At 67.8% G+C, this 20,335-nt stretch carries 19 protein-coding genes; 5 read left to right on the top strand and 14 right to left on the bottom strand.

What is annotated here, in order from left to right:
* Nucleotides 1-82: 82 nt before the first annotated feature.
* The 4 genes from ACW9UL_RS19580 to ACW9UL_RS19565 form a co-directional block, all read right to left on the bottom strand.
* Nucleotides 83-949 (bottom strand): MBL fold metallo-hydrolase, encoded by an 867-nt coding sequence (locus ACW9UL_RS19580; RefSeq protein WP_457788011.1) that lies wholly within the window; start codon nucleotides 947-949, stop codon nucleotides 83-85.
* 157 nt (nucleotides 950-1,106) lie between these two features.
* Nucleotides 1,107-2,879: an acyl-CoA dehydrogenase C-terminal domain-containing protein gene (locus tag ACW9UL_RS19575; RefSeq protein ID WP_457788010.1), complete on the bottom strand. Its 1,773-nt coding sequence runs from the start codon at nucleotides 2,877-2,879 to the stop codon at nucleotides 1,107-1,109.
* A 59-nt stretch (nucleotides 2,880-2,938) separates the two neighbouring features.
* On the bottom strand, nucleotides 2,939-4,312 hold the full coding sequence (locus ACW9UL_RS19570; protein WP_457788009.1) for a solute carrier family 23 protein: 1,374 nt from the start codon (nucleotides 4,310-4,312) through the stop codon (nucleotides 2,939-2,941).
* 102 nt (nucleotides 4,313-4,414) lie between these two features.
* On the bottom strand, nucleotides 4,415-6,034 hold the full coding sequence (locus tag ACW9UL_RS19565) for an acyl-CoA synthetase (protein ID WP_397495975.1): 1,620 nt from the start codon (nucleotides 6,032-6,034) through the stop codon (nucleotides 4,415-4,417).
* Between the two features lie 141 nt (nucleotides 6,035-6,175).
* Here ACW9UL_RS19565 and ACW9UL_RS19560 point away from each other — a divergent pair, with 141 nt between their 5' ends.
* Nucleotides 6,176-8,086 carry a PAS domain-containing sensor histidine kinase gene (locus ACW9UL_RS19560; RefSeq protein WP_082457885.1) on the top strand — a complete coding sequence of 637 codons (1,911 nt, stop codon included), beginning with the start codon at nucleotides 6,176-6,178 and terminating at the stop codon, nucleotides 8,084-8,086.
* Between the two features lie 44 nt (nucleotides 8,087-8,130).
* Entirely contained in the window at nucleotides 8,131-8,763 is a 633-nt protein-coding gene (locus ACW9UL_RS19555) for a response regulator transcription factor (protein WP_457788008.1), read from the top strand.
* 4 nt (nucleotides 8,764-8,767) lie between these two features.
* Here ACW9UL_RS19555 and ACW9UL_RS19550 read toward each other — a convergent pair whose 3' ends face one another.
* The 7 genes from ACW9UL_RS19550 to ACW9UL_RS19520 all read right to left on the bottom strand — a co-directional run bounded on the left by ACW9UL_RS19550 (nucleotide 8,768) and on the right by ACW9UL_RS19520 (nucleotide 15,728).
* Nucleotides 8,768-11,371, bottom strand: a complete 2,604-nt coding sequence (locus ACW9UL_RS19550; RefSeq protein WP_457788007.1) for an EAL domain-containing protein — start codon at nucleotides 11,369-11,371, stop codon at nucleotides 8,768-8,770.
* 121 nt (nucleotides 11,372-11,492) lie between these two features.
* Nucleotides 11,493-12,104: a class I SAM-dependent methyltransferase gene (locus ACW9UL_RS19545; protein ID WP_457788006.1), complete on the bottom strand. Its 612-nt coding sequence runs from the start codon at nucleotides 12,102-12,104 to the stop codon at nucleotides 11,493-11,495.
* 2 nt (nucleotides 12,105-12,106) lie between these two features.
* The gene (locus tag ACW9UL_RS19540) at nucleotides 12,107-12,445 is read right to left on the bottom strand and encodes a DUF5629 family protein (protein WP_021444398.1); all 339 of its coding nucleotides are present in this window, start codon (nucleotides 12,443-12,445) and stop codon (nucleotides 12,107-12,109) included.
* Between the two features lie 16 nt (nucleotides 12,446-12,461).
* The gene (locus tag ACW9UL_RS19535; RefSeq protein ID WP_397495979.1) at nucleotides 12,462-13,103 is read right to left on the bottom strand and encodes an oxidoreductase; all 642 of its coding nucleotides are present in this window, start codon (nucleotides 13,101-13,103) and stop codon (nucleotides 12,462-12,464) included.
* A gap of 30 nt (nucleotides 13,104-13,133) precedes the next feature.
* Nucleotides 13,134-14,858, bottom strand: coding sequence for a C13 family peptidase (locus ACW9UL_RS19530; protein ID WP_397495980.1), 1,725 nt, complete (start codon nucleotides 14,856-14,858; stop codon nucleotides 13,134-13,136).
* A 109-nt stretch (nucleotides 14,859-14,967) separates the two neighbouring features.
* Nucleotides 14,968-15,423 carry a MaoC family dehydratase gene (locus tag ACW9UL_RS19525; protein WP_003240173.1) on the bottom strand — a complete coding sequence of 152 codons (456 nt, stop codon included), beginning with the start codon at nucleotides 15,421-15,423 and terminating at the stop codon, nucleotides 14,968-14,970.
* 80 nt (nucleotides 15,424-15,503) lie between these two features.
* Entirely contained in the window at nucleotides 15,504-15,728 is a 225-nt protein-coding gene (locus ACW9UL_RS19520) for a hypothetical protein (protein WP_156350859.1), read from the bottom strand.
* Between ACW9UL_RS19520 and ACW9UL_RS19515 the strand changes: the two genes are divergently transcribed.
* Genes ACW9UL_RS19515 through ACW9UL_RS19505 form a run of 3 tightly spaced genes read left to right on the top strand, consistent with a single transcriptional unit; the run spans nucleotide 15,727 to nucleotide 17,397 of the window.
* Complete coding sequence (locus ACW9UL_RS19515) at nucleotides 15,727-16,086, top strand: CidA/LrgA family protein (protein WP_021443073.1); 360 nt, start codon at nucleotides 15,727-15,729, stop codon at nucleotides 16,084-16,086. The two genes, ACW9UL_RS19520 and ACW9UL_RS19515, sit on opposite strands and share 2 nt — an antisense overlap.
* On the top strand, nucleotides 16,083-16,799 hold the full coding sequence (locus ACW9UL_RS19510; RefSeq protein ID WP_457788005.1) for an LrgB family protein: 717 nt from the start codon (nucleotides 16,083-16,085) through the stop codon (nucleotides 16,797-16,799). The genes ACW9UL_RS19515 and ACW9UL_RS19510 overlap by 4 nt, the downstream gene beginning before the upstream one ends.
* A 7-nt stretch (nucleotides 16,800-16,806) precedes the next feature.
* Nucleotides 16,807-17,397, top strand: coding sequence for an LON peptidase substrate-binding domain-containing protein (locus ACW9UL_RS19505; RefSeq protein WP_021443071.1), 591 nt, complete (start codon nucleotides 16,807-16,809; stop codon nucleotides 17,395-17,397).
* 173 nt (nucleotides 17,398-17,570) lie between these two features.
* Here ACW9UL_RS19505 and ACW9UL_RS19500 read toward each other — a convergent pair whose 3' ends face one another.
* Genes ACW9UL_RS19500 through ACW9UL_RS19490 form a run of 3 tightly spaced genes read right to left on the bottom strand, consistent with a single transcriptional unit; the run spans nucleotide 17,571 to nucleotide 20,170 of the window.
* Nucleotides 17,571-17,711 carry a DUF2474 domain-containing protein gene (locus ACW9UL_RS19500; RefSeq protein WP_457788004.1) on the bottom strand — a complete coding sequence of 47 codons (141 nt, stop codon included), beginning with the start codon at nucleotides 17,709-17,711 and terminating at the stop codon, nucleotides 17,571-17,573.
* Between the two features lie 9 nt (nucleotides 17,712-17,720).
* Complete coding sequence (cydB, locus tag ACW9UL_RS19495) at nucleotides 17,721-18,728, bottom strand: cytochrome d ubiquinol oxidase subunit II (RefSeq protein ID WP_397495983.1); 1,008 nt, start codon at nucleotides 18,726-18,728, stop codon at nucleotides 17,721-17,723.
* A gap of 2 nt (nucleotides 18,729-18,730) precedes the next feature.
* Nucleotides 18,731-20,170, bottom strand: a complete 1,440-nt coding sequence (locus tag ACW9UL_RS19490) for a cytochrome ubiquinol oxidase subunit I (protein WP_457788003.1) — start codon at nucleotides 20,168-20,170, stop codon at nucleotides 18,731-18,733.
* Nucleotides 20,171-20,335 lie beyond the last annotated feature (165 nt).

The following is a 20,335-nucleotide window of genomic DNA, read 5'->3' as shown; positions in this document are numbered from 1 at the left end:
ATGGTCGCGGCGGTTTCGGCGGGCGGCCGAGCGAAGCGGCCATGCTCGCGCTGCCTGCCGAGGCCGTCAAGACCGCTTGGCCTCAACTTGCCAGCAGATGTGCCGCTTTTACCGCTTCATCGAGCCCGTAGCGGCCTTTTTCGTCGCGCGTTACCCGGCCCATGGCCACCTCCGGATCATGGGTGAACACCAGGCGGCCGCCGCGGGCGACGAGGTCGGCCAGCAGGGCTTCCTTCTCCTCGATCAGGCCTTCGGGAAAGCGGTCGTAACCCATGGTGATCGGCAGGTGCACCCAGGGCGCGCCGGGGATCAGGTCGCCGGGAAACACCACCGGCCCGCCCGGCATGGCCACTTCCGGCAGCAGCTGGCCCGGGGTGTGGCCGTCGCTCCAGTGCAGGCGCCAGTCGGGGCCGAGCAGCTCACAGCTTTCGGTTTCGTCGATCAGCTGCAGGCGGCCGCTGGCGTCCAGCAGGTCCAGCAGCTCGGGGATGTAGGAGGCGCGGTCGCGGGCATGGGGCTGGCGCGCCCGCTGCCATTGGCGGCGGCCGCTGACGAAGCGGGCGTTGGGGAACAGCAGGCGCGCCGGCTGACCCTCCTGCCAGGCGGCGAGCAGGCCGCCGGCATGGTCGAAGTGCAGGTGGGTGAGCACGACGATGTCGATGTCGGCGTCGCTCAGGTCCACGGCCGCCAGGCTGTCGAGCAGGACGTGACGCTCTTCCTGCACGCCGAAGCGCTGCTTCAGCTCGGGGCTGAAGAAGGCGCCGATGCCGGTTTCCACCAGGATATTGCGCTCGTCCTCCTGCACCAGCAGGGCGCGGCAGCCGAGGTCGATGCGATTGAGGTCGTCGGCCGGCATCCAGCGCTGCCACAGCGCCTTGGGCGCGTTGCCGAACATGGCGCCGCCATCGAGTTTCTGGCTGTTGCCGGTCAGGGTGGTCAGGGTTCGCATGGGAGGACTCTTGTTATGGGCCGTGGTGCGGCGGGGATTGTAGCCCGGATGCAATCCGGGAGAGGCCTGCCGACTGTCCCCGGATTGCATCCGGGCTGCGGGGAATAAAAAGGCGCGGCGCCTCGCAGACGGACGCCGCGCAACACGCTCAAAGGTTTCAGAACTGCTCAGCAGCGAGGCCGTAGAGCGGGGCGCTGCCGCCACGAATGCTCGCCTCCAGGCTCAGGCTGCGTGGCAGCAGGCGGGCGAAGAAGAACTCGGCGGTGGCCAGCTTGCCGCCGTAGAAGGCTTCGTCCTCTGCCTGCTTGCTCTGCGCCACGGCGGCCATGCGCGCCCACATGTAGGCGTAGGCGACGTAGCCGAACAGGTGCAGGTACTCCACCGAGGCGGCGCCCACCGAGTTCGGATCGGTCTTGGCTTGTTCCAGCAGCCAGCCGCTGACCGCCTCCAGGCGCTCCAGGGCCTCGATCAGGCGCTCGCGGTACGGCGATTCATGGGCATGGGCGAAGTCGCGCACCTCGCCGGCGAACAGGCGCAGCGCGGCGCCGCCGTTGGCCACTACCTTGCGCCCGAGCAGGTCGAGTGCCTGGATGCCGTTGGTGCCCTCATAGATCTGTGCGATGCGTACGTCACGCACCAGTTGCTCCTGACCCCATTCACGGATATAGCCGTGGCCGCCGAACACCTGCTGGCCGTGCACGCAGCTTTCCAGGCCGGTGTCGGTGAAGAAGGCCTTGGCCACCGGGGTGAGCAGGGCCACCATCGCTTCGGCGTTCTGCCGCTCGCTGGCGTCCTCGGCGTACTTGGCCAGGTCGAGCTGTTGGCCGACGTAGCATGCAAAGGCCCGCCCGCCCTCGTTCAGCGCCTTCATGGTCAGCAGCATGCGGCGCACGTCGGCGTGGACGATGATCGGGTCGGCGATCTTGTCGTGGTTCACCGGGCCGGTAGCGGCGCGGCTCTGGATGCGCTCGCGGGCATAGGCCACCGCCGACTGATAGGACGCCTCGGCGCAGCCGATGCCCTGGATGCCGATGGACAGGCGCTCGTAGTTCATCATGGTGAACATCGCCGCCAGGCCCTTGTTCACTTCGCCAATCAGATAGCCGGTGGCGCCGTCGAAATTCATCACGCAGGTAGCCGAGGCCTTGATGCCCATCTTGTGCTCGATGGAGCCGCAGCTCACCGCGTTGCGCGCGCCGAGGCTGCCGTCGGCACCCACCATCACCTTGGGCACCAGAAACAGCGAGATGCCCTTCGGCCCGGCCGGTGCGTCCGGCAACTTGGCCAGCACCAGATGGATGATGTTCTCGGTCAGATCCTGCTCACCGCCGGTGATAAAGATCTTGCTGCCGGTGACCTTGTAGCTGCCGTCGGCCTGCGGCTCGGCGCGGGTGCGGATGATGCCCAGATCGGTGCCGGCATGGGCCTCGGTCAGGCACATGGAGCCGGCCCAGCGGCCTTCGTACATTGGTGGCAGGTAGGTGGTTTTAAGGTCTTCGCTGGCGTGGGCGTCGATGGCCAGGCAGGCGCCGGAGCTCAGCGCCGAGTACAGCGCGAAGCTGGAGCCGGCGGCGTAGAGCATCTCCTCGAAAGCCACGGCGAGCATCTTGGGCATGCCCATACCGCCGTAATTCGGGTTGCCGGACAGGCCGACCCAGCCGCCTTCGGTATAGGTGGCGTAGGCCTCGCGAAAACCTGCCGGGGTGCGCACGTCGCCATCGACCCACTGCGCGCCTTCCTCGTCGCCGCTGCGATTCAGCGGAGCGATCAGGCTGCCGGTGACCTTGGCCGCCTCTTCGAGGATGGCATCGGCGGTGTCGGCATCGACGGTTTCCGCCAGGGCCGGCAGGCGCGCCCACAGGCTCGGCGCCTGGAAGACGTCATGGAGGACGAAGCGCATATCGCGCAGCGGGGCGTTGAATTCGGGCATGGTGCAACCTCGACAGCGGAGGCGCCGCGACTGGCGCGGCGCTGGGTGAACGAATGAACTCAGTCGGCCTCGGCCGCTTCGTTCGGTTTGTCCTTGATGCTGGTGAATTTAAGCAGATGGGTGCGTTCGACCAGGATGTACAGCGCAGCGCCTGCGGCCAGGCCCCAGCCCGCGCCGTAGACGGCGAGCACCACACCCATGGTGCCGGCGATGCCGCGCTCGGTGTTGTTGTTGAGCTGCTCGAAGCCAACCATCAGGCAGATGTAGCCGGTGAGGATCAGCGTCAGCGACAGGGCGATCGGCAGTACCGGCTGGAAGAAACTGACCAGCGGCAGCATGAACAGCGCGGCGAAACCGGTGATCCAGAAGGTGCCGGCGCCGCTGTAGATCGAGTCCATCGCCTTGCGCCCGTACTTGTAACGCTCGGCCATGGTCGCCGCCACCGCCGTCCACAGCGGGCCGGCCAGGCCCGGGTAGGGCGCGAAGAAGGCGTGCAGGGCGTTGCGGATGGCGGTCACCAGGTGGATGCGGTCGACGTTGTTTTCGATCACCTCGTCGGTGCGCAGTTCATCGGCGCGCTGCATCAGCGACTGGCCGACGATGATGTCGCCGAAGGCGATCACGTAGGCGATCACCGCCGTGGGCACGGCCAGCATGAACACATCGAGGCTGGGGAAACCGACGTTGAACGGCAGGTAGTTCCACATTTCGCCGAAGGCCGGCGCGGTGATGCCCCACTTCACGTCCGGCATCTTGTACTCGCCCACGGCGATGCCGATGAAGATGGCGATCAGCATGCCCGGCACCATGCCGTAGTTGACGATCTTGCGGGCGAAGGGCACGCGCTCGGTCAGACCCTTGAACGACACCGAGAACATCAGATACAGGCAGATCAGGCTGCCGAGAACCAGGGAGATCGGCGTGTTGGCCAGGCGGCCGCCGGCGCTGATCTCGCCCATCAGCGCGGCGATGCCGGCGCCGATGATGATGCCGCCCTTCATCGAGTTGGGGATCAGCCGCACCAGCGCGCTGCCCAGGCGCGTGACGCCGAGGAAGAGGAAGATCACGAACACCAGGAACTGCAGGGCGAACAGCGCCTGAATGGCCGCAGGACCCGGCTCGTAGTTGCCGAGAAACAGCAGCACCACCGGAATGCCGGGGGTGATCCAGCCGGGCACCAGCGGCACGCCGAGCAGCGCCGGCAGCATGAAGCCGATGCCGCACACCACCACGTAGGCCAGGGCCACGTCGTAGGGCAGGCCGAGGTACTTTTCCAGTAGGGGGATCATCGCCAGGCTGACCACGAACATGATCAGTGCCTGCAGCATCTCGGCGGTTTCCCATCGGTAATGCACGAACGGCAGGCGCAGCTTGAACGGGCCGAGGGGCCAGTACGGTTGTTCGTCGCCGTCACGGCGCTTGAAGATTTGCATGAGGGTTCTCCGTCGGCCGCCTGGGCCGGTTCTTGTTGTTGTGCAAACGGTTCATTCACCCCTCTCCCGCTTGCGGGAGAGGGGCCGGGGGAGAGGGCGCTTCTACAGCGCCTTGGCCATATCGCGCAGGACGAACTTCTGGATCTTGCCGGTGCTGGTCTTTGGCAACTGGGTGAAGACCACGGTCTTGGGCACCTTGAAGCCGGCCAGGTGCTCGCGGCAGAAGGCCATGATCTCGGCGTCGCTGGCCTGCTGGCCGGTCTTGAGGGTGATGAAGGCGCAGGGCGTCTCGCCCCATTTCTCGTCCGGACGGGCGACCACCGCCGCCTCCAGCACCGCCGGGTGGCGATAGAGCACGCCCTCGACCTCGATGGTGGAGATGTTCTCGCCGCCGGAGATGATGATGTCCTTGAGGCGGTCGCGGATTTCCACGTAGCCGTCGGCGTGGCACACGCCCAGGTCGCCGGTGTGGAACCAGCCGCCCTCGAAGGCTTCGGCGGTGGCGCTGGGGTTCTTCAGGTAGCCCTTCATCACTGTGTTGCCGCGCATGAAGATCTCGCCGATGGTCTGACCGTCGCGCGGCACCGGCTCCAGGGTCTTCGGGTCGGCCACCATCACCCCTTCCAGAGTCGGGTAGCGCACGCCCTGGCGCGCCTTGATGGTGGCGCGTTCTTCCAGCGGCAGCTCGTCCCATTCGGCGTGCCAGGCGCACAGGGTCACGGGGCCGTAGACCTCGGTCAGGCCGTACACATGGGTGACATGGATGCCCATCTCCTCCACCGCGCCGATCACCTTGGCCGGTGGCGCGGCACCGGCGACCATGGCCTTGACCGGATGATCGATGGCCGCCTTGGCCTCGGCCGGCATGTTCACCAGGGCGTTGAGCACGATGGGCGCGCCGCACAGGTGGGTGACCTGCTCGTCGCGGATCAGGGTGAGGATCTTCGCCGGGTCGACGCGGCGCAGGAACACATGCACGCCCGCCAGCGCAGTGACCGTCCAGGGGTAGCACCAGCCGTTGCAGTGGAACATCGGCAGGGTCCACAGGTAGACCGGGTGGTTGCCCATGGCCCAGGTCATCTGGTTGCCCATGGCGTTGAGGAAGGCGCCGCGGTGGTGATAGACCACGCCCTTGGGGTTGCCGGTGGTGCCAGAGGTGTAGTTGAGGCTGATGGCCTGCCACTCGTCCGTCGGCCACTGCCAGGCGAACGCGGGGTCGCCCTCGGCGAGGAAGGCCTCGTAGTCCAGCTCGCTGACCGCCTGGCCCTCGCCGTACTCGGGGTCGTCGACATCGATCACCAGCGGCGGGTGGTCGAGCATGCCGATGGCGGCGTGGATCACCTCATGGAACTCGCGGTCGGCGATCACCACCTTGGCTTCGCCATGCTGCAGCATGAAGGCGATGGCCTCGGCATCCAGGCGCACGTTGAGGGTGTTGAGCACCGCGCCGATCATCGGCACGCCGAAATGCGCTTCGAGCATGGCCGGAATGTTCGGCAGCATCACCGCCACCGTATCGCCCTGGCCGATGCCGCGGCCGGCCAGCGCCGAGGCCAGGCGCCGGCAGCGCGCGTAGGTCTCGGCCCAGTTGCGACGGATCGAGCCATGCACCACGGCCGGGTAGTGCGGGTAAACCGCCGCGGTACGTTCGATGAAGCTCAGGGGGCTGAGGGCGACATGGTTGACGGCGGCGCGGCCGAGGCCCTGCTCGTAGATCGACATGGCGGATACACCTTTGGCTGATTGTTAGCTCTGGTTATTCCGGTAATGATGCAGGCATTACCGAAGCTTGCTGACGGTGATTTATAGGTCATTTCTATTTTTTATGGAAGATGTACCAAGGTTTTATAGAATAGTTACTATATGAGTCTTTCAAGCGATCGAGCGGCCGTGCCGCTGCAGGCCTGGCTGCGTATCCAGCGCGAAGCGCCATCCCTCCACGAGCGGGCGGCCGCTTTGCGCCGCGCCGTGCTGGGCTGCCCGCAGGTGCGCCAGGCCTGGTACCTGGCCTGGCAGCCGGCCAGTCGCACCTATGCCCAGGACGATGGCGGACCGCGTTTGCCACCGGGGCAGGGGGATCCGCTGGCCGCCAGCGATCAGGCCCTGTTCGACGCGCTGACGACGCAGCCCTGCCTCAGCCTGGAAGCTGTGCGTCAGCTGCCCTGCTGGCTGGCCGGGTGCCTGCGCCGCGCCGCCATTCATCACGGTCAGGCGCTGGCGCTGAGCCTGGAGGAGGGGGGCGCCGGTCTGTTGCTGCTGCAGGTGGACGAAGACGCCGGCCTGGAATGGCTGCCCTGGCTGCGCGAGCTGCTGGCGCAACTGGTCGGCCTGGCCAGTGGCATGAGCCGCGGTGCGCCGCTGCTGTCGGCCGATCCGCAGCCGGCGCTGCTGCTCGACGAGCGGGCGCGTCCGCTGGAGTTCAATCAGGCGCTACAGGCGCTGCTCGGCGAGCGCGCGCTGGCCCAGGTCGGCGCGCTGTTGCCGGTCAACCATGTGCCGCTGGTGCGCGCCTGCCTGGAGCAATGCCGGGCCATCGAGGCGGTGGAGGCGCAGGACGGCGAGCGCATCCTGATCTGGAGCTTTATCCCTGATGTCGCCGAACGGCGGGTGCTGGCGCGCTGCCGCGAGGCGACCCAGGAAATTCGCGAACAGCGCGAGGCCGCGCGGGCGCGGCGGCTGTACCGGCTGATCACCGAGAACACCACCGACCTGATTTCCCGGCATACCCCGGACGGCGTGTTTCTCGATGCCTCGCCGGCCTGCTGGACGCTGCTCGGCTACTGGCCGGAAGAACTGCGCGGCATGGCGGTCGACGGCTTGCTGCATCCGCAGGACCAACTGCAGCAGGCCAAGCAGGCGCGCGAGGCGCTGGAGCAGGACGGCTACCACACCATGACCTACCGCATCCGCCACCGCGACGGCCACTACCTGTGGTTCGAGACCGCCAGCCGCGCCATTCGCGAAACCTACACCGGCGCGGTGGTGGAGGTGGTCAGCGTGTCGCGCGACATCACCGCGCGTATCCAGGCCGAGGAGAACAAGCGCCGCCTGGAGGACGAGCTGGCGCACACCACGCGGCTGATCACCCTGGGCGAACTGGCCTCGGGCATCGCCCACGAGATCAACCAGCCGCTGGCGGCGGTGGTCAACTACGCCAGTGCCAGCCAGCGCTACCTGCAGGGCGTCGGTGGCGATCCGGCCGGTGCGGACAAGGTGGCCCAGGGCCTGGCGCGCATCACCGAGCACGCCAATCACGCCGCGGCAGTGATCAAGCGCCTGCGCGCCTTCCTGCGCAAGGGCCAGCGGCGCATGCAGGCGCTGAACCTGGCCGAGGTGGCGCGCGAGGCGGTGCGTCTGTGCAACTGGGAGGCCGGTGCGGCGCAGGTGGCGGTCAGCGACGTCTTGCCGGACAATCTGCCGCCGGTATTCGCCGACCGCGTCCTGCTGGAGCAGGTGCTGCTGAATTTGTTGCGCAACGCCATCGAGGCCAACCGCGATCAGCATCCGGGCAGCGCATCGCAAGTTCGCCTGGAGGCCGGCGAGCGCGACGGCGGTCTGGCGATCCGGGTGATCGACCAGGGGCCGGGCGTCAGCGACGAGCAACTGGCCAAGCTGTTCACCCCCTTCTACACCAGCAAGGCGGACGGCCTGGGCCTCGGCCTGTCCATGAGCCGCAGCATCGTCGAGGGCTTTGGCGGGGCGCTGGAGGCCTTCCCGGCCGAGGGCGGCGGGCTGTGTCTGGAGTGTCGTTTGCCCTTGGGCAGGGACGAGTAGCCGCGAGCAACGAGAGTCATAACAACAAGAGGAGCAGCACAGGGATGCAACAACGGGTTTACGTGGTCGATGACGACCAGGGCATGCTCGACTCGACGCTCTGGCTGCTGGAATCGGTGGGCCTGACCGGCGTGCCCTTCACCAGCGGGCGCGCCTTTCTCGACGCCTGCGATCCCAGCGCCAACGCCTGTGTGCTGCTGGACGTGCGCATGCCGGGCATGGGCGGGCTGAACGTGCAGGAGGAGATGCGCGCGCGCGGCATCGACCTGCCGGTGATCTTCGTCAGCGGCCATGCCGACGTGCCCATAGTCGTGCGCGCGTTCAAAGCCGGCGCGGTGGACTTCATCGAGAAGCCCTACAACGAGCAGCTGTTGCTCGACAGCGTGCAGCAGGCGCTGGATCGCCGTCCGTCCCGGCCCCGGCACGATCCGCGTCTGGCCGAGGTGCAGGCGCGGCTCGATCAGCTCACCCCGCGCGAGCGTGACGTGCTGGTGCCGCTGGTGCGCGGCTACACCAACCGCGAAGTCGCCGAGCAGCTCGATATCAGCGTGAAGACCGTCGACCTATACCGCTCACGGGTGATGAAGCGCATGCAGGCCGAGACGCTGGCGGAGCTGGTGGGCATGGCCATCGCCGCCGGCCTGGTGGACGGCCTGGCGCTGCGCGAGACGACCTGACGCCTCAGCCCTGCAGGCCCGCGCCCTGGCGCACGCTGGCCGGCGTCGTGCCGTGCAGGCCGAGTTGCTCGGCCGGCTGCGGGGCGCCGTAGAGGTAGCCCTGGAAGTAATGGCAGCCCAGGCGCAGCAGGGCGTCGCGCTGCGCCTGGTTTTCCACGCCTTCGGCTATCACCCGCAGCTCCAGGGCCTGGCCCAGGGCCAGGATGGTGCGCACTATGGCGGTGTCGCTGGCGCTGCCCTGCAGGTCGTGGACGAAGCTGCGGTCGATCTTCAACTGGTCCAGCGGCAGGCGCTTGAGGTAGCTCAGCGAGGAGTAGCCGGTGCCGAAATCGTCCAGCGAGAAGCGCACGCCGTGGGCCTTGAGCTGGCCCATCTTGCCGATCAGCGCCTCGATGTCCTGCACCAGCTGGCTTTCGGTCAGCTCCAGCTCCAGGCGCTGCGGGTCGGCGCCGCTTTCCGTCAGGGCGGCGAGCACGTCGGCGACGAAGTCGGGGTGATGGAACTGGCGTGCGCTGACGTTGATCGCCAGGGTCAGCCCGGTCTGGCGCGGGTCCTGCGCCCAACTGGCCAGCTGGCGGCAGGCGCTGTGCAGAATCCAGCGGCCTATCGGCAGGATCAGCCCGCAGCCCTCGGCCAGCGGAATGAACTCGCCCGGTGGCACCAGACCCCGTTGCGGGTGCTGCCAGCGCACCAGGGCTTCGACGCCGAGCAGTGTGCCGTGCTGGTCGACCTGCGGCTGGTAGTGCAGCAGCAGCTGGCCGTCGGCCAGGGCGCGGCGCAGCTCGTGTTCCAGGGCGGCGCGGGCGGTCAGCGCCTGCTGCATGCGCGGGTCGAAGAAGCGCAGGGTGTTGCGCCCGGCGGCCTTGGCTTCGTACATCGCCAGGTCGGCGTGCTTGAGCAGTTCCTCCGGCCGGTCGTGGGGCTGGGAGAACAGCGCCACGCCGATGCTGGCGCTGCTGTCGTGGCTGTGTCCGGGCAGCTCGAAGGGTTTGGCCAGGGCGCGCAGGAGCTTGTCGGCGACCTGTTCGATGGCGGCGATGGCGGCCTGCGGCTCGGGGTCGAGGTTCTCCAGCATCAGCACGAACTCGTCGCCGCCCAGGCGCGCCAGGCTGTCTTCCTGGCGCAGCTGATCGAGCAGGCGATCGCCGACCTGCTGCAGCAGCAGGTCGCCCATGTCGTGGCCGAGGGTGTCGTTGAGCTGCTTGAAGTTGTCCAGGTCGATGAACAGCAGTGCGCCCTCGCGGCGGTTGCGCGCGCTGCGCGCCAGGGCGAACTGCAGGCGTTCGAGCAGCAAACGGCGGTTGGGCAGGCCGGTCAGCGCGTCGTAATAGGCCAGTTGGTGAATCTGTTCGAGGTTCTTCTTGTGCTCGCTGATGTCGGTGGAGATGCCGCACAGGGCGTAGATGCTGCCGTCGGCGGCGCGCAGCGGCAGCTTGACCGAGAGGTAGGTGCGTTCGCGCCGACCGTTGCGGTCGCGGTTGGTTTCCTCGGTTTCCATGCGCTCGCCGGCGAGCACGCGGCGGTCGTTGTCCTGCAGCGCCAGCACGGTCTCGGCGTCGAAGAAGGCGGCGTCGGTCTTGCCGATCACCTGCGCCGGCGGCAGCCCGAACAGCTCGCAGACCTTGCGGTTGGCGTACTGGTAGCGAAATTGCGGGTCCTTGATGTAGATGTAGGCCTCGACGCTGTCGAGGATGGTGTTCAGGCGCTCTTCGCTGGCCCTGAGGTGACGGGTCTTGTCCGCCACCTGGCGGCGCAGCAGCAGGCCACCGCCGACGGCCAGTGCCAGCAGCAGGCCGAGCGCCGCCAGGCCCCACCAGAGCAGGGTGGGCACGCGCCAGCGCGCCTGCTCGCCGCCCCAGCGCTGCAGCACCTGGTAGTAGATCGAGTCGGGCGCGTCCTGCCAGACCTGTAGATGCCGGTCGATGGCGCTCAGCAGGTCGGCGTTGCTGCCCTTGCGCGTGGCGTAGAACAGCTGCGCCGGCTGGAACATGATCGGCGTGCCGGTCAGGCGGTAGCTGGGCGCGTTGAAGTCGCCGAACAGATGATTGGCCGCCACCGCATCGGCCTGGCGCGCCACCACCAGCTCGAAGCCCTGGCGCAGGTCGCGCAGCGGAATCATCTGCGCCTGCAGGCCGAAGCTGTACAGCAGGCTCTGCAGGTACTGGTACTGGATCGAACCCTCCAGCGCGGCGATGCGCAGGCCGCGCAGGTCGAGCACGCTGCGCAGCTGCACTTCCTCGTGGCTGTACAGCTGCGACCAGCTGAACAGCGACGGCACGCGGTGGAAATCCAGCACGCGGGCGCGCTCCTCGTTGAAGGCGACGTCCGGCAGCAGGTCGATCTCGCCGTCCTGGGCCAGCTGCAGACACTGCTGCCAGGCGCAGGGCACGGGCTGCAGCTGCCAGCCCTCCTCGCGGGCGATGGCCAGCAGCAGCTCGCCGAGAATGCCCGCGGGCTGGCCCGCATCGTTCTGGAACAGCTTCGGCTCGTTGGCATACAGGCCGACGCGCACCGTACGCGCCTCGGCCAACAGCGGCCAGGCACCCGCCAGCAGGGCCAGGCAGAGGGCGAACGGGCGGAGACGGATGGACGGCGTGGCGGGCTTCATGCGCGAGTCGGCTTCCCTTCGGTGGAGGTCCAACAACCTGAGTTGCAGTATGGCCTGCCGCGGCGAGGATGCGAGCTTGGCAGGCCGTTGAAAAACGTAGGTGGTTTTTCAACGGCCCCTGCTAGTCGGCCCAGCCGCGATAGACATGGGTCATCGGCCGCGGCCCCTTGAGGTAGCCGCTGTCCAGCTGGCGGACATGAAAGCCGCCGGCTTCGATCAGCGCGGGGATGTCGCGGTCCAGGTGGCAGCCGCCGGCCAGCGGTTTCCACCAGGGCGTCAGGCGCTTCTGCCAGCGCAGCACCGGCAGGTCCGGGGCCAGGCCGTGCTCGCCGAACAGCAGGCGACCGCCGGGCTTGAGCACGCGGCGCATCTCGCGCAGGGCCGCCACGGCGTCGGGGATGGTGCACAGGGTGAAGGTGCAGACGATATCGTCGAAGCTGGCGTCCTCGGCCTGGATCTGCCCCAGTTCCAGGGCGATCATTTCCACCGGCACCGCGCAGGCGGAGGCGCGGCTTCTGGCCAGGGCCTGCATCGCGGCGGACGGGTCGACGCCGACTACCCTCTCGACGCGCTGCGGATCATAAAACCCCAGGTTGAGGCCGCTGCCGATGCCGATCTCCAGCACCCGTCCGCGCGCCAGGGGCACGAGCTGAGCGCGCACCTTCATCACCTCACCCATGCCGCAGGCGAAATCGATCAGGTGCGGCAGGATATGGCGCTCGTAAAGGCCCACGGTTAGGCCTCGTCGGCGTCGTCAGTCTCGTTGTCGCCGCGAAAGGCGGCGAAGCACTTGAGGCTGTGGCTCGCGTCGCTGCCGTCGAGGCGCCAGCTGTCGTCCTCCGCGACGTGCCGGGCGGCCTGCACCGCGGCCAGGGAGAACTGCCACAGGCGGCGCTCGCGACCGTCGATGCAGTGCACCTGCAGCAGTGGCTTGGTCGCGCTGTCGGCGCTGCCGGAGCCGGAGCTGACCTGGGCCAGCAGTTCGGTGTCGAGGTCGAACTGCCAGGCGTGCAGGCCGTCGATCTCCAGCATGTCGGCGTTTTGCAGGGCTTCGATCAGGCTTGTCGGTTGCATTGCTTCGTCCACGGCGTCAGCGCCCGAGGCGGCGCAGGTCGGAGGACTCTATCACGCGCACGCCGTCCTCTTCCTCCAGGGCCAGGCGCCACAGCGCGCGGGCCAGGGCGCAGGCCTCGATGCCGCGGTACTTGCCCGGCAGCCAGCGCAGCAGCGGCGCGGCCAGGCGTTCGCCGAGGCGGAACTCGCGGCGCGCGCCGAGCAGCAGCGAGGGGCGGACGATGGTCAGTTGCGGCCAGTCCATGGCTTTCAGCGCCTGTTCGGTCTCGCCCTTGACGCGGTTGTAGAACACCGAGGAATTGGGATCGGCGCCGAGGGCGCTGACCACCAGCAGATGCCGTGCGCCCAGCTCGCGGGCGCGGCGGGCGAAGGCCAGGACCAGGTCGTGATCGATGGCGCGGAAGGCCTCCTGCGAGCCGGCCTGCTTGATCGTGCTGCCCAGACAGCAGAAGGCGGTGTCAACGGGCCCGGCCAGCTGCGGCAGCAGCTCGGCCAACTCGCCCACCGGGTTGTCCAGGTGGGCGTGGGCGGCCAGCGGCCGGCGCGTCGGCGCCAGCACGCGGGCCACGGTGGGTTCGCTGAGCAGGCGGTCGAGCAGGTGTTCGCCGGTGAGGCCGGTGGCGCCGGCGAGCAGGATGTGCTGCGGGGTCAGGTACATGCAGTTGTCTCTTGTCCGTTACAGCTGAGCTTAGTCGTTGGCGTCGTTGCTGGCCACGGCGCTGAGGGCGCGTTCGGCCTGGCTCTGGCGCAGGCTGCGCCAGTGCTGGAGCACGCCGCGCGGGGCCCAGATCTGCGGTTCGGAGGGTTGATAGTCGTCGGCCTGTTCGCGTTCGGCGACGCGTTCCTTGGCCAGTTCGAAGGCACGTTCGAGGTTGTCGGTCTCCCCCAGGGCCTCGGCGAACAGGGCGCGGCCGAAGTAGGTGAAGTCGTTCTCTTCGCTGCAGCCGAAGGATACCCGGTCGGCGCGCGCGGCGGTCATCACCAGGGTCTTGTCGTCCTTGAGCGGCGGGATGAAACCGCCGGAATAGCAGGCCGAGATCACCACCACCTTGTGCCGCTGCTTGAGCGGGGCGAGCAGCGCGGCCAGCTCGCTGGCGGGCAGGTCGGCCAGCTGCAGGCGCGGCTGGTCGAGGTTGAGCTCGTGCTCGCGCGAGCCGTGGCTGGTCAGGTAGATGAACACCAGGTCTTCCTCGCCGCTGCGCTCGGCCAGGGCCTGCACCGCGCGGCTGAGGTTCTCGCGGGTGGCCAGAGGGCGGTCGGCGAGGTGGTCGCGGTGGTTGATCAGGCTGATGCTGCCGTGGGCGCCGAAGCGCTCGCGCAGCAGGCGGCTGACGTAGTCGGCCTCGCGCATGAACACGCTCTGCTTGCCGTCGCCGGCCAGGGTCAGGGCGTACAGCTCGCGCGCGGGGGTGGAGGCGGGCAGCGCGGCGATGGCCTCGTCGAGCAGTCGGCCCTGCTGCAGCAGGCCCAGTTCCAGGGCATCCGGCAGGGCCTGGCCCTGTTCGTCGCGCACGCGCCGGCCGCGTTGCCAGGTGCCGGCCTGGCGGCTGCCGTCGGCCAGGGTCAGGGTGCCGTTGCCGGCATAGTCGCCGGCGACGAACTGGCCCTGGTAGTGGCTGCCGTCGGCCAGGGTCAGCAGGCCCTCGCCCTGGTAGCGCCACTCCTCGAACTGGCCGACATAGCGGCTGCCGTCGCTGCCGATGTACTCGCCTGGGCCGTCGAGCACGCCCGCGCTGAATTCGCCGCTCCAGACGTCGCCGGCCGCGCTCTGGTAGCGGCCCTTGCCGTGGAACTCGCTGTCCTTGAAGCCGCCGCTGTAGGTGTCGCCCTCGGCGTTGCTGAAGCTGCCCTGGCCGTTGAGCTGGCCCTGGCTGAACACCCCGCTGAACTGGTTGCCGTAGGCGTCGCGGCGGACCCCCTGGCCTTCCGGCTGGCCGTTGACGAACTGGCCCTGGAAGCTGTTGCCGTCGGCCGTTTCGAGTTTGCCCAGGCCGTGGAAACGGTCGTCGGCGAATTCGCCCTGGTAGCGCTGGTCGCCCTGTTCCAGCAGGCCTTCGCCGGCAAAGCGGTTGCGCGCGAAACCGCCCTGGTAGCGGCTGCCGTCGCTGTAGGTGAGGGTGCCCTGGCCGTGGAACATGCCCTGGCGAAATTCCCCCAGGTAATGTTCGCCGCCCGGGCCCTGCCATTCGCCGGGGCCGTCGAGCTGGCCGTCCTTGAACTGGCCGACGAACCAGCTGCCGTTGCGGTAGTCCAGACGCCCCGGGCCCTGCAGCAGGCCGTCGACTATCTCGCCGCGGTACTGCGCGCCGTCGGGCAGCACGGCATCGGCCGGCAGCAGGCTGCGCGCCTCGTCGCAGCCGCCGAGCAGCAGGGTCAGGCAGAGGGGCAGTAGGCGCAGCGCAAGCGGCTTCATGGCAGACGTCCGGGTCGGGGCATTGCCGGCAGTATGCCGCAAGCGCGGGCGCTTGCGCTGCTGCGCCGCACGCTTCGGCGAAGGGCGGGGCGGAGCCCGCCGCGAGGGGTCAGACGAAGCAGAGGGTCAGCGGTTCGGCGATATAGGCCGGTTTCTCCTGGCCTTCGATCTCCAGCACGGCACGGGCCTTGAGCAGCCACTGGCCGGGGTTCTTCTCGTTGGCGTCGGTCAGGGTCACCGTCAGGCGTACCTTGGAATCGACCTTCACCGGCTGGATGAAGCGCACGCTGTCGAGGCCGTAATTCACCGCCATCTTCAGGCCCTGGGGCATGATCATGATGCCTTCCATCAGCATCGGCACCAGCGACAGCGACAGGAAACCGTGGGCGATGGTGGTGCCGAAGGGGGTCAGCTTGGCCTTTTCCGGGTCGACGTGGATGAACTGGTGGTCGCCGGTGCATTCGGCGAACTGGTTGATGCGCTGCTGGTCGATGGTCAGCCACTCGGACTTGCCGAGTTCCTTGCCAACATAGTCCTTGAGCTCTGCTACGGGTACGAACGGCATAGTTCCTCCTTGAGGACGCGGGTGTTGTTGTTTTTGCGTGGAACCCTTGCCGGCTAGATCATCACGAGGCCGGCACCGGGTCAAGCCTGGCTCGCCGCACTGAATGACGCGGCATAGGCGCGGCAGGCGAAGCAAGACAGGGGCCAGCGCGCGGCCATCGCGCCTATAATGGCCGGCATGTCCTTGAAGATGCCCGAATACCCCTGAGAACCCGTTGGCGATCTGCTGCGCGGCGGCTTTGCTGCGTTGGAGAGCGCAAACAGCTTCCGCCATTCGGCATCGCACCTTTCGGAGATTTTGCCCATGCTGCTTCGCGGCCTGTCCTGGCTGGTGTTGTGCCAGTTGCTCGGTACCGCCCTCAACGTCCTGCTGCTGCCCATGCTGCCCGGGCCGATCATCGGCATGCTGTTGCTGTTCGTCTTCCTCATGCTGCGCGGCGAGGTGGGCGAGCCGCTCAGCGTCGCCTCCAGCAGCCTGCTCAAGTACCTGCCGCTGATCCTGGTGCCGCCGGCGGTGGGGGTGATGGCCTATGCCGGCGACATCCTCGCCGACTTCTGGGCGGTGGTCGGCGCGCTGCTGCTGTCGCTGCTGCTGTCGGTGGCCTTCGCCGGCTGGTTGATGCAGAAACTGATCGAGCGCCAGCAGCGCCGGGAGCAGGCATGAGTCCGGACTGGCAGGGCGCCTGGCAGGCGCTGACCCATCACCCATTGTTCGGTATCGGCATCACCCTGGGCGCCTACCAGCTGGCCATCGCCGCCTACGAGCGCACCCGCTGGGTGTTCCTGCAGCCGGTGCTGGTGTCGATGCTGACGGTGATCGGCATCCTGTTGCTCTGCGGCCTGAGCTTCGCCGAGTACAGGAGCAGCGTCGCGGCCCTGACCCTGCTGCTCGGCCCGGCCACCGTGGCCCTGGCGGTGCCGCTGTACCTCAACCTGCGACGCATCCGCCAGCTGTTCTGGCCGATCGTGCTGACCCTGCTGCTCGCCGGCACCCTGGCCACGGTGCTGGGCGCCGGGCTGGCCTGGCTGTTCGGCGCCGAGCGGCTGATGCTGATGAGCATGGCGCCGAAATCGGTGACTTCGCCAATCGCCATGCTGGTGGCCGAACAGATCGGCGGCATCGCCGCGCTGGCGGCGGTGTTCGTGATGATCACCGGGGTCATCGGTGCCATCGTCGGGCCCTCGTTGCTGCGCCTGTGCGGGGTCCAGCATCCGGCGGCGCAGGGCATGGCGCTGGGCATCACCGCGCATGCGGTGGGCACGGCGCGGGCGTTGCAGGAAAGCGACGAGTGCGGCGCCTTCGCCGCCCTGGCCATGAGCCTGATGGGCGTGATCACCGCCGTGCTGTTGCCGCTGGCGATTGTTCTGCTGCTGTGAGGTGACGATGAATCTGCCGCTGTTTCCGCTCAACACCGTGCTGTTCCCCGGCTGCATGCTCGATCTGCAGATCTTCGAGGCGCGCTACCTGGACATGATCAGTCGCTGCATGAAGCAGGGCAGCGGTTTCGGCGTGGTCTGCATAGTCGAGGGCGAGGAGGTCGGCGAGGCCGCCAGCAGCTTTGCCGCCATCGGGTGCGAGGCGCTGGTGCGTGACTTCCAGCAGCGGCCCAACGGCCTGCTGGGGATTCGCGTCGAAGGTGGTCGGCGTTTCCGGGTGCGCAGTGCCCAGGTGCTGCCGGATCAGCTGACCATCGCCGAGGTGGACTGGCTGGATGAGGCCGCGGAATGCCCGCTGCTGGCCGAGCATGCCGACCTCGCCGCGCTGCTGGCGGCGCTGGCCGAACACCCGCTGGTGGCCTCGCTGGGCATGGGCGGCGTGGCCGTCGGCCAGGCGCAACTGGCCAACCAGCTGGCCTACCTGTTGCCGCTGGAGCCGGGGCAGAAGCTGCAGGTGCTGCAGCAGGACGACCCCGGCGCGCGCCTGGCCCAGCTGCAACTGCTGCTCGAGCAGTTGCAGGGCGAGTCTGGCGGCTGAGCAGCAGGCCGTTGAAAAACTACCTACGTTGCCATCGCGGCGTTAAAAACAGGCTCAAAATGCTCATTTACTACTCGTAAAGTCGCCTGCGACCCCAGCCGCTTTTCGCCTGTTTTTGCGGGGCCGCCATCGGTATTGCGCTGGCTGCCTCGCCTACGTTTTTCAACGGCCTGCTAGGGCGTGCCCATCCCCGCCGCCTGCATAAACAGGCGCAGCAACCAGGACAGCGCGCCCAGGGCCAGCACGCTGGCGGCCCAGATCAATACCAGCCAGCCCAGGCGCTGCCACATCGGTTTCTTCTCGGCATCGTGCATGGCGCGCCCTCAGTGGTAGCCGTCTTCCTGGGTCACCTTGCCGCGGAACACGTAGTAGCTCCAGGCGGTGTACATCAGGATGAAGGGGATGATGAACAGCGCGCCGACCAGGATGAAGCCCTGGCTCTGCGGCGGCGCGGCGGCTTCCCAGATGCTGATCGACGGCGGGATGACGTTGGGCCACAGGCTTATCCCCAAGCCGCTGTAGCCGAGGAAGATCAGCACCAGGGTGAGCAGGAAGGGCGAGTAGTGGGCGTTTTCCGCCACCGCCTTGAGCAGCGCCCAGGTGCAGACCAGCACCAGCACCGGCACCGGCATGAACCAGAACAGGTTCGGCAGGCTGAACCAGCGCTCGGCAATCTCCGGGTGTGCCAGCGGCGTCCACAGGCTGACGATGCCGGTCACCGCCAGCAGGACGAACACCAGCGGCCGCGCCAGATCGTGCATCTGCAACTGCAGACGGCCTTCGGTCTTCATGATCAGCCAGGTGCAGCCGAGCAGCGCGTAGGCGGCGATCAGCGCCAGGCCGCAGAACAGCGAGAAGGGCGTCAGCCAGTCCAGGGCGCCGCCGGCATAGGTCCGCCCGACCACCTCGAAACCGTCGATATAGGCGCCCAGCGCCACGCCCTGGAAGAAGGTCGCGGTCAGCGAGCCGCCGATAAAGGCCTTGTCCCACAGATGACGCTTGGCCGCCTTGGCCTTGAAGCGGAACTCGAAGGCCACGCCGCGGAAGATCAGCCCCAGCAGCATCAGGATCAGTGGCAGGTAGAGGGCGTCGAGCACCACCGCGTAGGCCAGCGGGAAGGCGCCGAACAGCGCCGCGCCGCCGAGCACCAACCAGGTCTCGTTGCCGTCCCACACCGGCGCCACGGTGTTCATCATCACGTCGCGCTCACCCTCGTCCCGGACGAAGGGGAAGAGGATGCCGATGCCCAGATCGAAGCCGTCCATCACCACGTACATCATCACGCCGAAGGCGATGATCACTGCCCAGATCAGCGAAAGATCGATACCCATGTTCAGGCCCTCCCGCCCGGCAGATCGGTTTCCGTGTCGTCGAAGTCCTCTTGCGCCGCCGACAGCGGCCGCGACGGCGTGCGCGGCTGGCCCGGGCCGCCCTGGGTGACTTCCTGGCCCTCGTCGATCCGCGGGCCCTTGCGCACCAGGCGCAGCATGTAGCCGATGCCGGCGCCGAACAGGGCGAAGTAGACCACCACGAACAGCGCCAGGGTCAGGCTCATCTGCGCGAAGCTGTGCCCGGACGAGGCATCGGCAGTGCGCATCAGGCCCTGGACGATCCACGGCTGACGGCCGATCTCGGTGGTGTACCAGCCGGCGAGGATGGCCAGGATGCCGGACGGGCCCATCCACACCGCCAGGTGCAGGAAGGGGCGCGAGGCGAACAGCCGGCCGCGGTAGCGCAGCCAGGTGCCCCAGAGACCGACCAGGATCATCAGCAGGCCCATGGCGACCATCACCCGGAAGGTCCAGAACACGATGGTGGAGTTGGGCCTATCCTCGGGCGCGAATTCCTTCAGCGCCGGCACCTGCTTGTCCAGGCTGTGGGTCAGGATCAGGCTGCCCAGCGCCGGAATCTCGATCTTGAAGCGGGTTTCCTCGCGTTCCATGTCCGGCCAGCCGAACAGGATCAGCGGGGTCGGCTCGCCGCTGCTATTGTCCCAGTGGCCTTCCATTGCGGCGATCTTGGCCGGCTGGTATTTCAGCGTGTTGAGGCCGTGCAGGTCGCCGATAAAGGCCTGCACCGGCGCGACGATCAGCGCCATCCACACCGCCATCGACAGCATCTTGCGGATCGCCGGGTTGTCGCGCCCGCGCAGCAGGTGCCAGGCCGCCGAGGCGCCGACGAAGAAGGCGGTGGCGAGGAAGGCCGCCGTGGCCATGTGCGCCAGGCGGTAGGGGAAGGAGGGGTTGAACACCACGGCGAACCAGTCCACCGGGATCACCCGGCCGTCGACTATCTCGAAGCCCTGCGGGGTGTGCATCCAGCTGTTGGAGGCGAGAATCCAGAAGGTCGAGATCAGGGTGCCGATCGCCACCATCAGCGTGGAGAAGAAGTGCAGGCCCGGGCCGACGCGGTTCCAGCCGAACAGCATGACGCCGAGGAAGCCCGCCTCGAGGAAGAAGGCGGTAAGCACCTCATAGGTCAGCAAGGGGCCGGTGACCGCCCCGGCGAAGTCGGAGAAGGCGCTCCAGTTGGTGCCGAACTGGTAGGCCATGACCAGGCCGGAGACCACGCCCATGCCGAAGTTGACCGCGAAGATCTTCGCCCAGAAGTGGTAGAGGTCGCGGTACACCGTCTCGCCGCTTCTCAGCCACAGACCTTCGAGCACAGCCAGGTAGCTGGCCAGACCGATGGTGATGGCGGGGAAGATGATGTGAAAGGAAATGGTGAAGGCAAACTGGATTCGGGCGAGATCGAGCGCCTCTAAACCGAACATGGCACATCCTCATACAGGTTATCTCGGACCCGGCACGGTCTGCCGGGCCACAGACTCCAGGCGTTGGAGTCACAGCAAGGCGCAATTGTTCTTGTCGAGCGAGGCGCAGCGGAGGTCGGGCCCAATGGCCCGCAGGCGCAAACCCACGAAGGTTGTATTGACCTG

This window comes from Pseudomonas sp. PL-6 (assembly GCF_054110165.1).
Note: the sequence above shows the minus strand (reverse complement) of the source record. Positions and strands in the feature narration are given on the sequence as shown.

Bases quoted from the DNA above. Each gene is read 5' to 3' on its own strand.
- ACW9UL_RS19530 (WP_397495980.1), bottom strand. From the start codon at position 14,858: ATGAAGCCGCTTGCGCTGCGCCTACTGCCCCTCTGCCTGACCCTGCTG.
- ACW9UL_RS19575 (WP_457788010.1), bottom strand. From the start codon at position 2,879: ATGCCCGAATTCAACGCCCCGCTGCGCGATATGCGCTTCGTCCTCCAT.
- ACW9UL_RS19570 (WP_457788009.1), bottom strand. From the start codon at position 4,312: ATGCAAATCTTCAAGCGCCGTGACGGCGACGAACAACCGTACTGGCCC.
- ACW9UL_RS19500 (WP_457788004.1), bottom strand. From the start codon at position 17,711: ATGCACGATGCCGAGAAGAAACCGATGTGGCAGCGCCTGGGCTGGCTG.
- ACW9UL_RS19505 (WP_021443071.1), top strand. From the start codon at position 16,807: ATGAATCTGCCGCTGTTTCCGCTCAACACCGTGCTGTTCCCCGGCTGC.
- ACW9UL_RS19560 (WP_082457885.1), top strand. From the start codon at position 6,176: ATGAGTCTTTCAAGCGATCGAGCGGCCGTGCCGCTGCAGGCCTGGCTG.
- ACW9UL_RS19580 (WP_457788011.1), bottom strand. From the start codon at position 949: ATGCGAACCCTGACCACCCTGACCGGCAACAGCCAGAAACTCGATGGC.
- ACW9UL_RS19535 (WP_397495979.1), bottom strand. From the start codon at position 13,103: ATGTACCTGACCCCGCAGCACATCCTGCTCGCCGGCGCCACCGGCCTC.
- ACW9UL_RS19490 (WP_457788003.1), bottom strand. From the start codon at position 20,170: ATGTTCGGTTTAGAGGCGCTCGATCTCGCCCGAATCCAGTTTGCCTTC.
- cydB (WP_397495983.1), bottom strand. From the start codon at position 18,728: ATGGGTATCGATCTTTCGCTGATCTGGGCAGTGATCATCGCCTTCGGC.
- ACW9UL_RS19540 (WP_021444398.1), bottom strand. From the start codon at position 12,445: ATGCAACCGACAAGCCTGATCGAAGCCCTGCAAAACGCCGACATGCTG.
- ACW9UL_RS19550 (WP_457788007.1), bottom strand. From the start codon at position 11,371: ATGAAGCCCGCCACGCCGTCCATCCGTCTCCGCCCGTTCGCCCTCTGC.
- ACW9UL_RS19565 (WP_397495975.1), bottom strand. From the start codon at position 6,034: ATGTCGATCTACGAGCAGGGCCTCGGCCGCGCCGCCGTCAACCATGTC.
- ACW9UL_RS19515 (WP_021443073.1), top strand. From the start codon at position 15,727: ATGCTGCTTCGCGGCCTGTCCTGGCTGGTGTTGTGCCAGTTGCTCGGT.
- ACW9UL_RS19520 (WP_156350859.1), bottom strand. From the start codon at position 15,728: ATGGGCAAAATCTCCGAAAGGTGCGATGCCGAATGGCGGAAGCTGTTT.
- ACW9UL_RS19525 (WP_003240173.1), bottom strand. From the start codon at position 15,423: ATGCCGTTCGTACCCGTAGCAGAGCTCAAGGACTATGTTGGCAAGGAA.
- ACW9UL_RS19510 (WP_457788005.1), top strand. From the start codon at position 16,083: ATGAGTCCGGACTGGCAGGGCGCCTGGCAGGCGCTGACCCATCACCCA.
- ACW9UL_RS19555 (WP_457788008.1), top strand. From the start codon at position 8,131: ATGCAACAACGGGTTTACGTGGTCGATGACGACCAGGGCATGCTCGAC.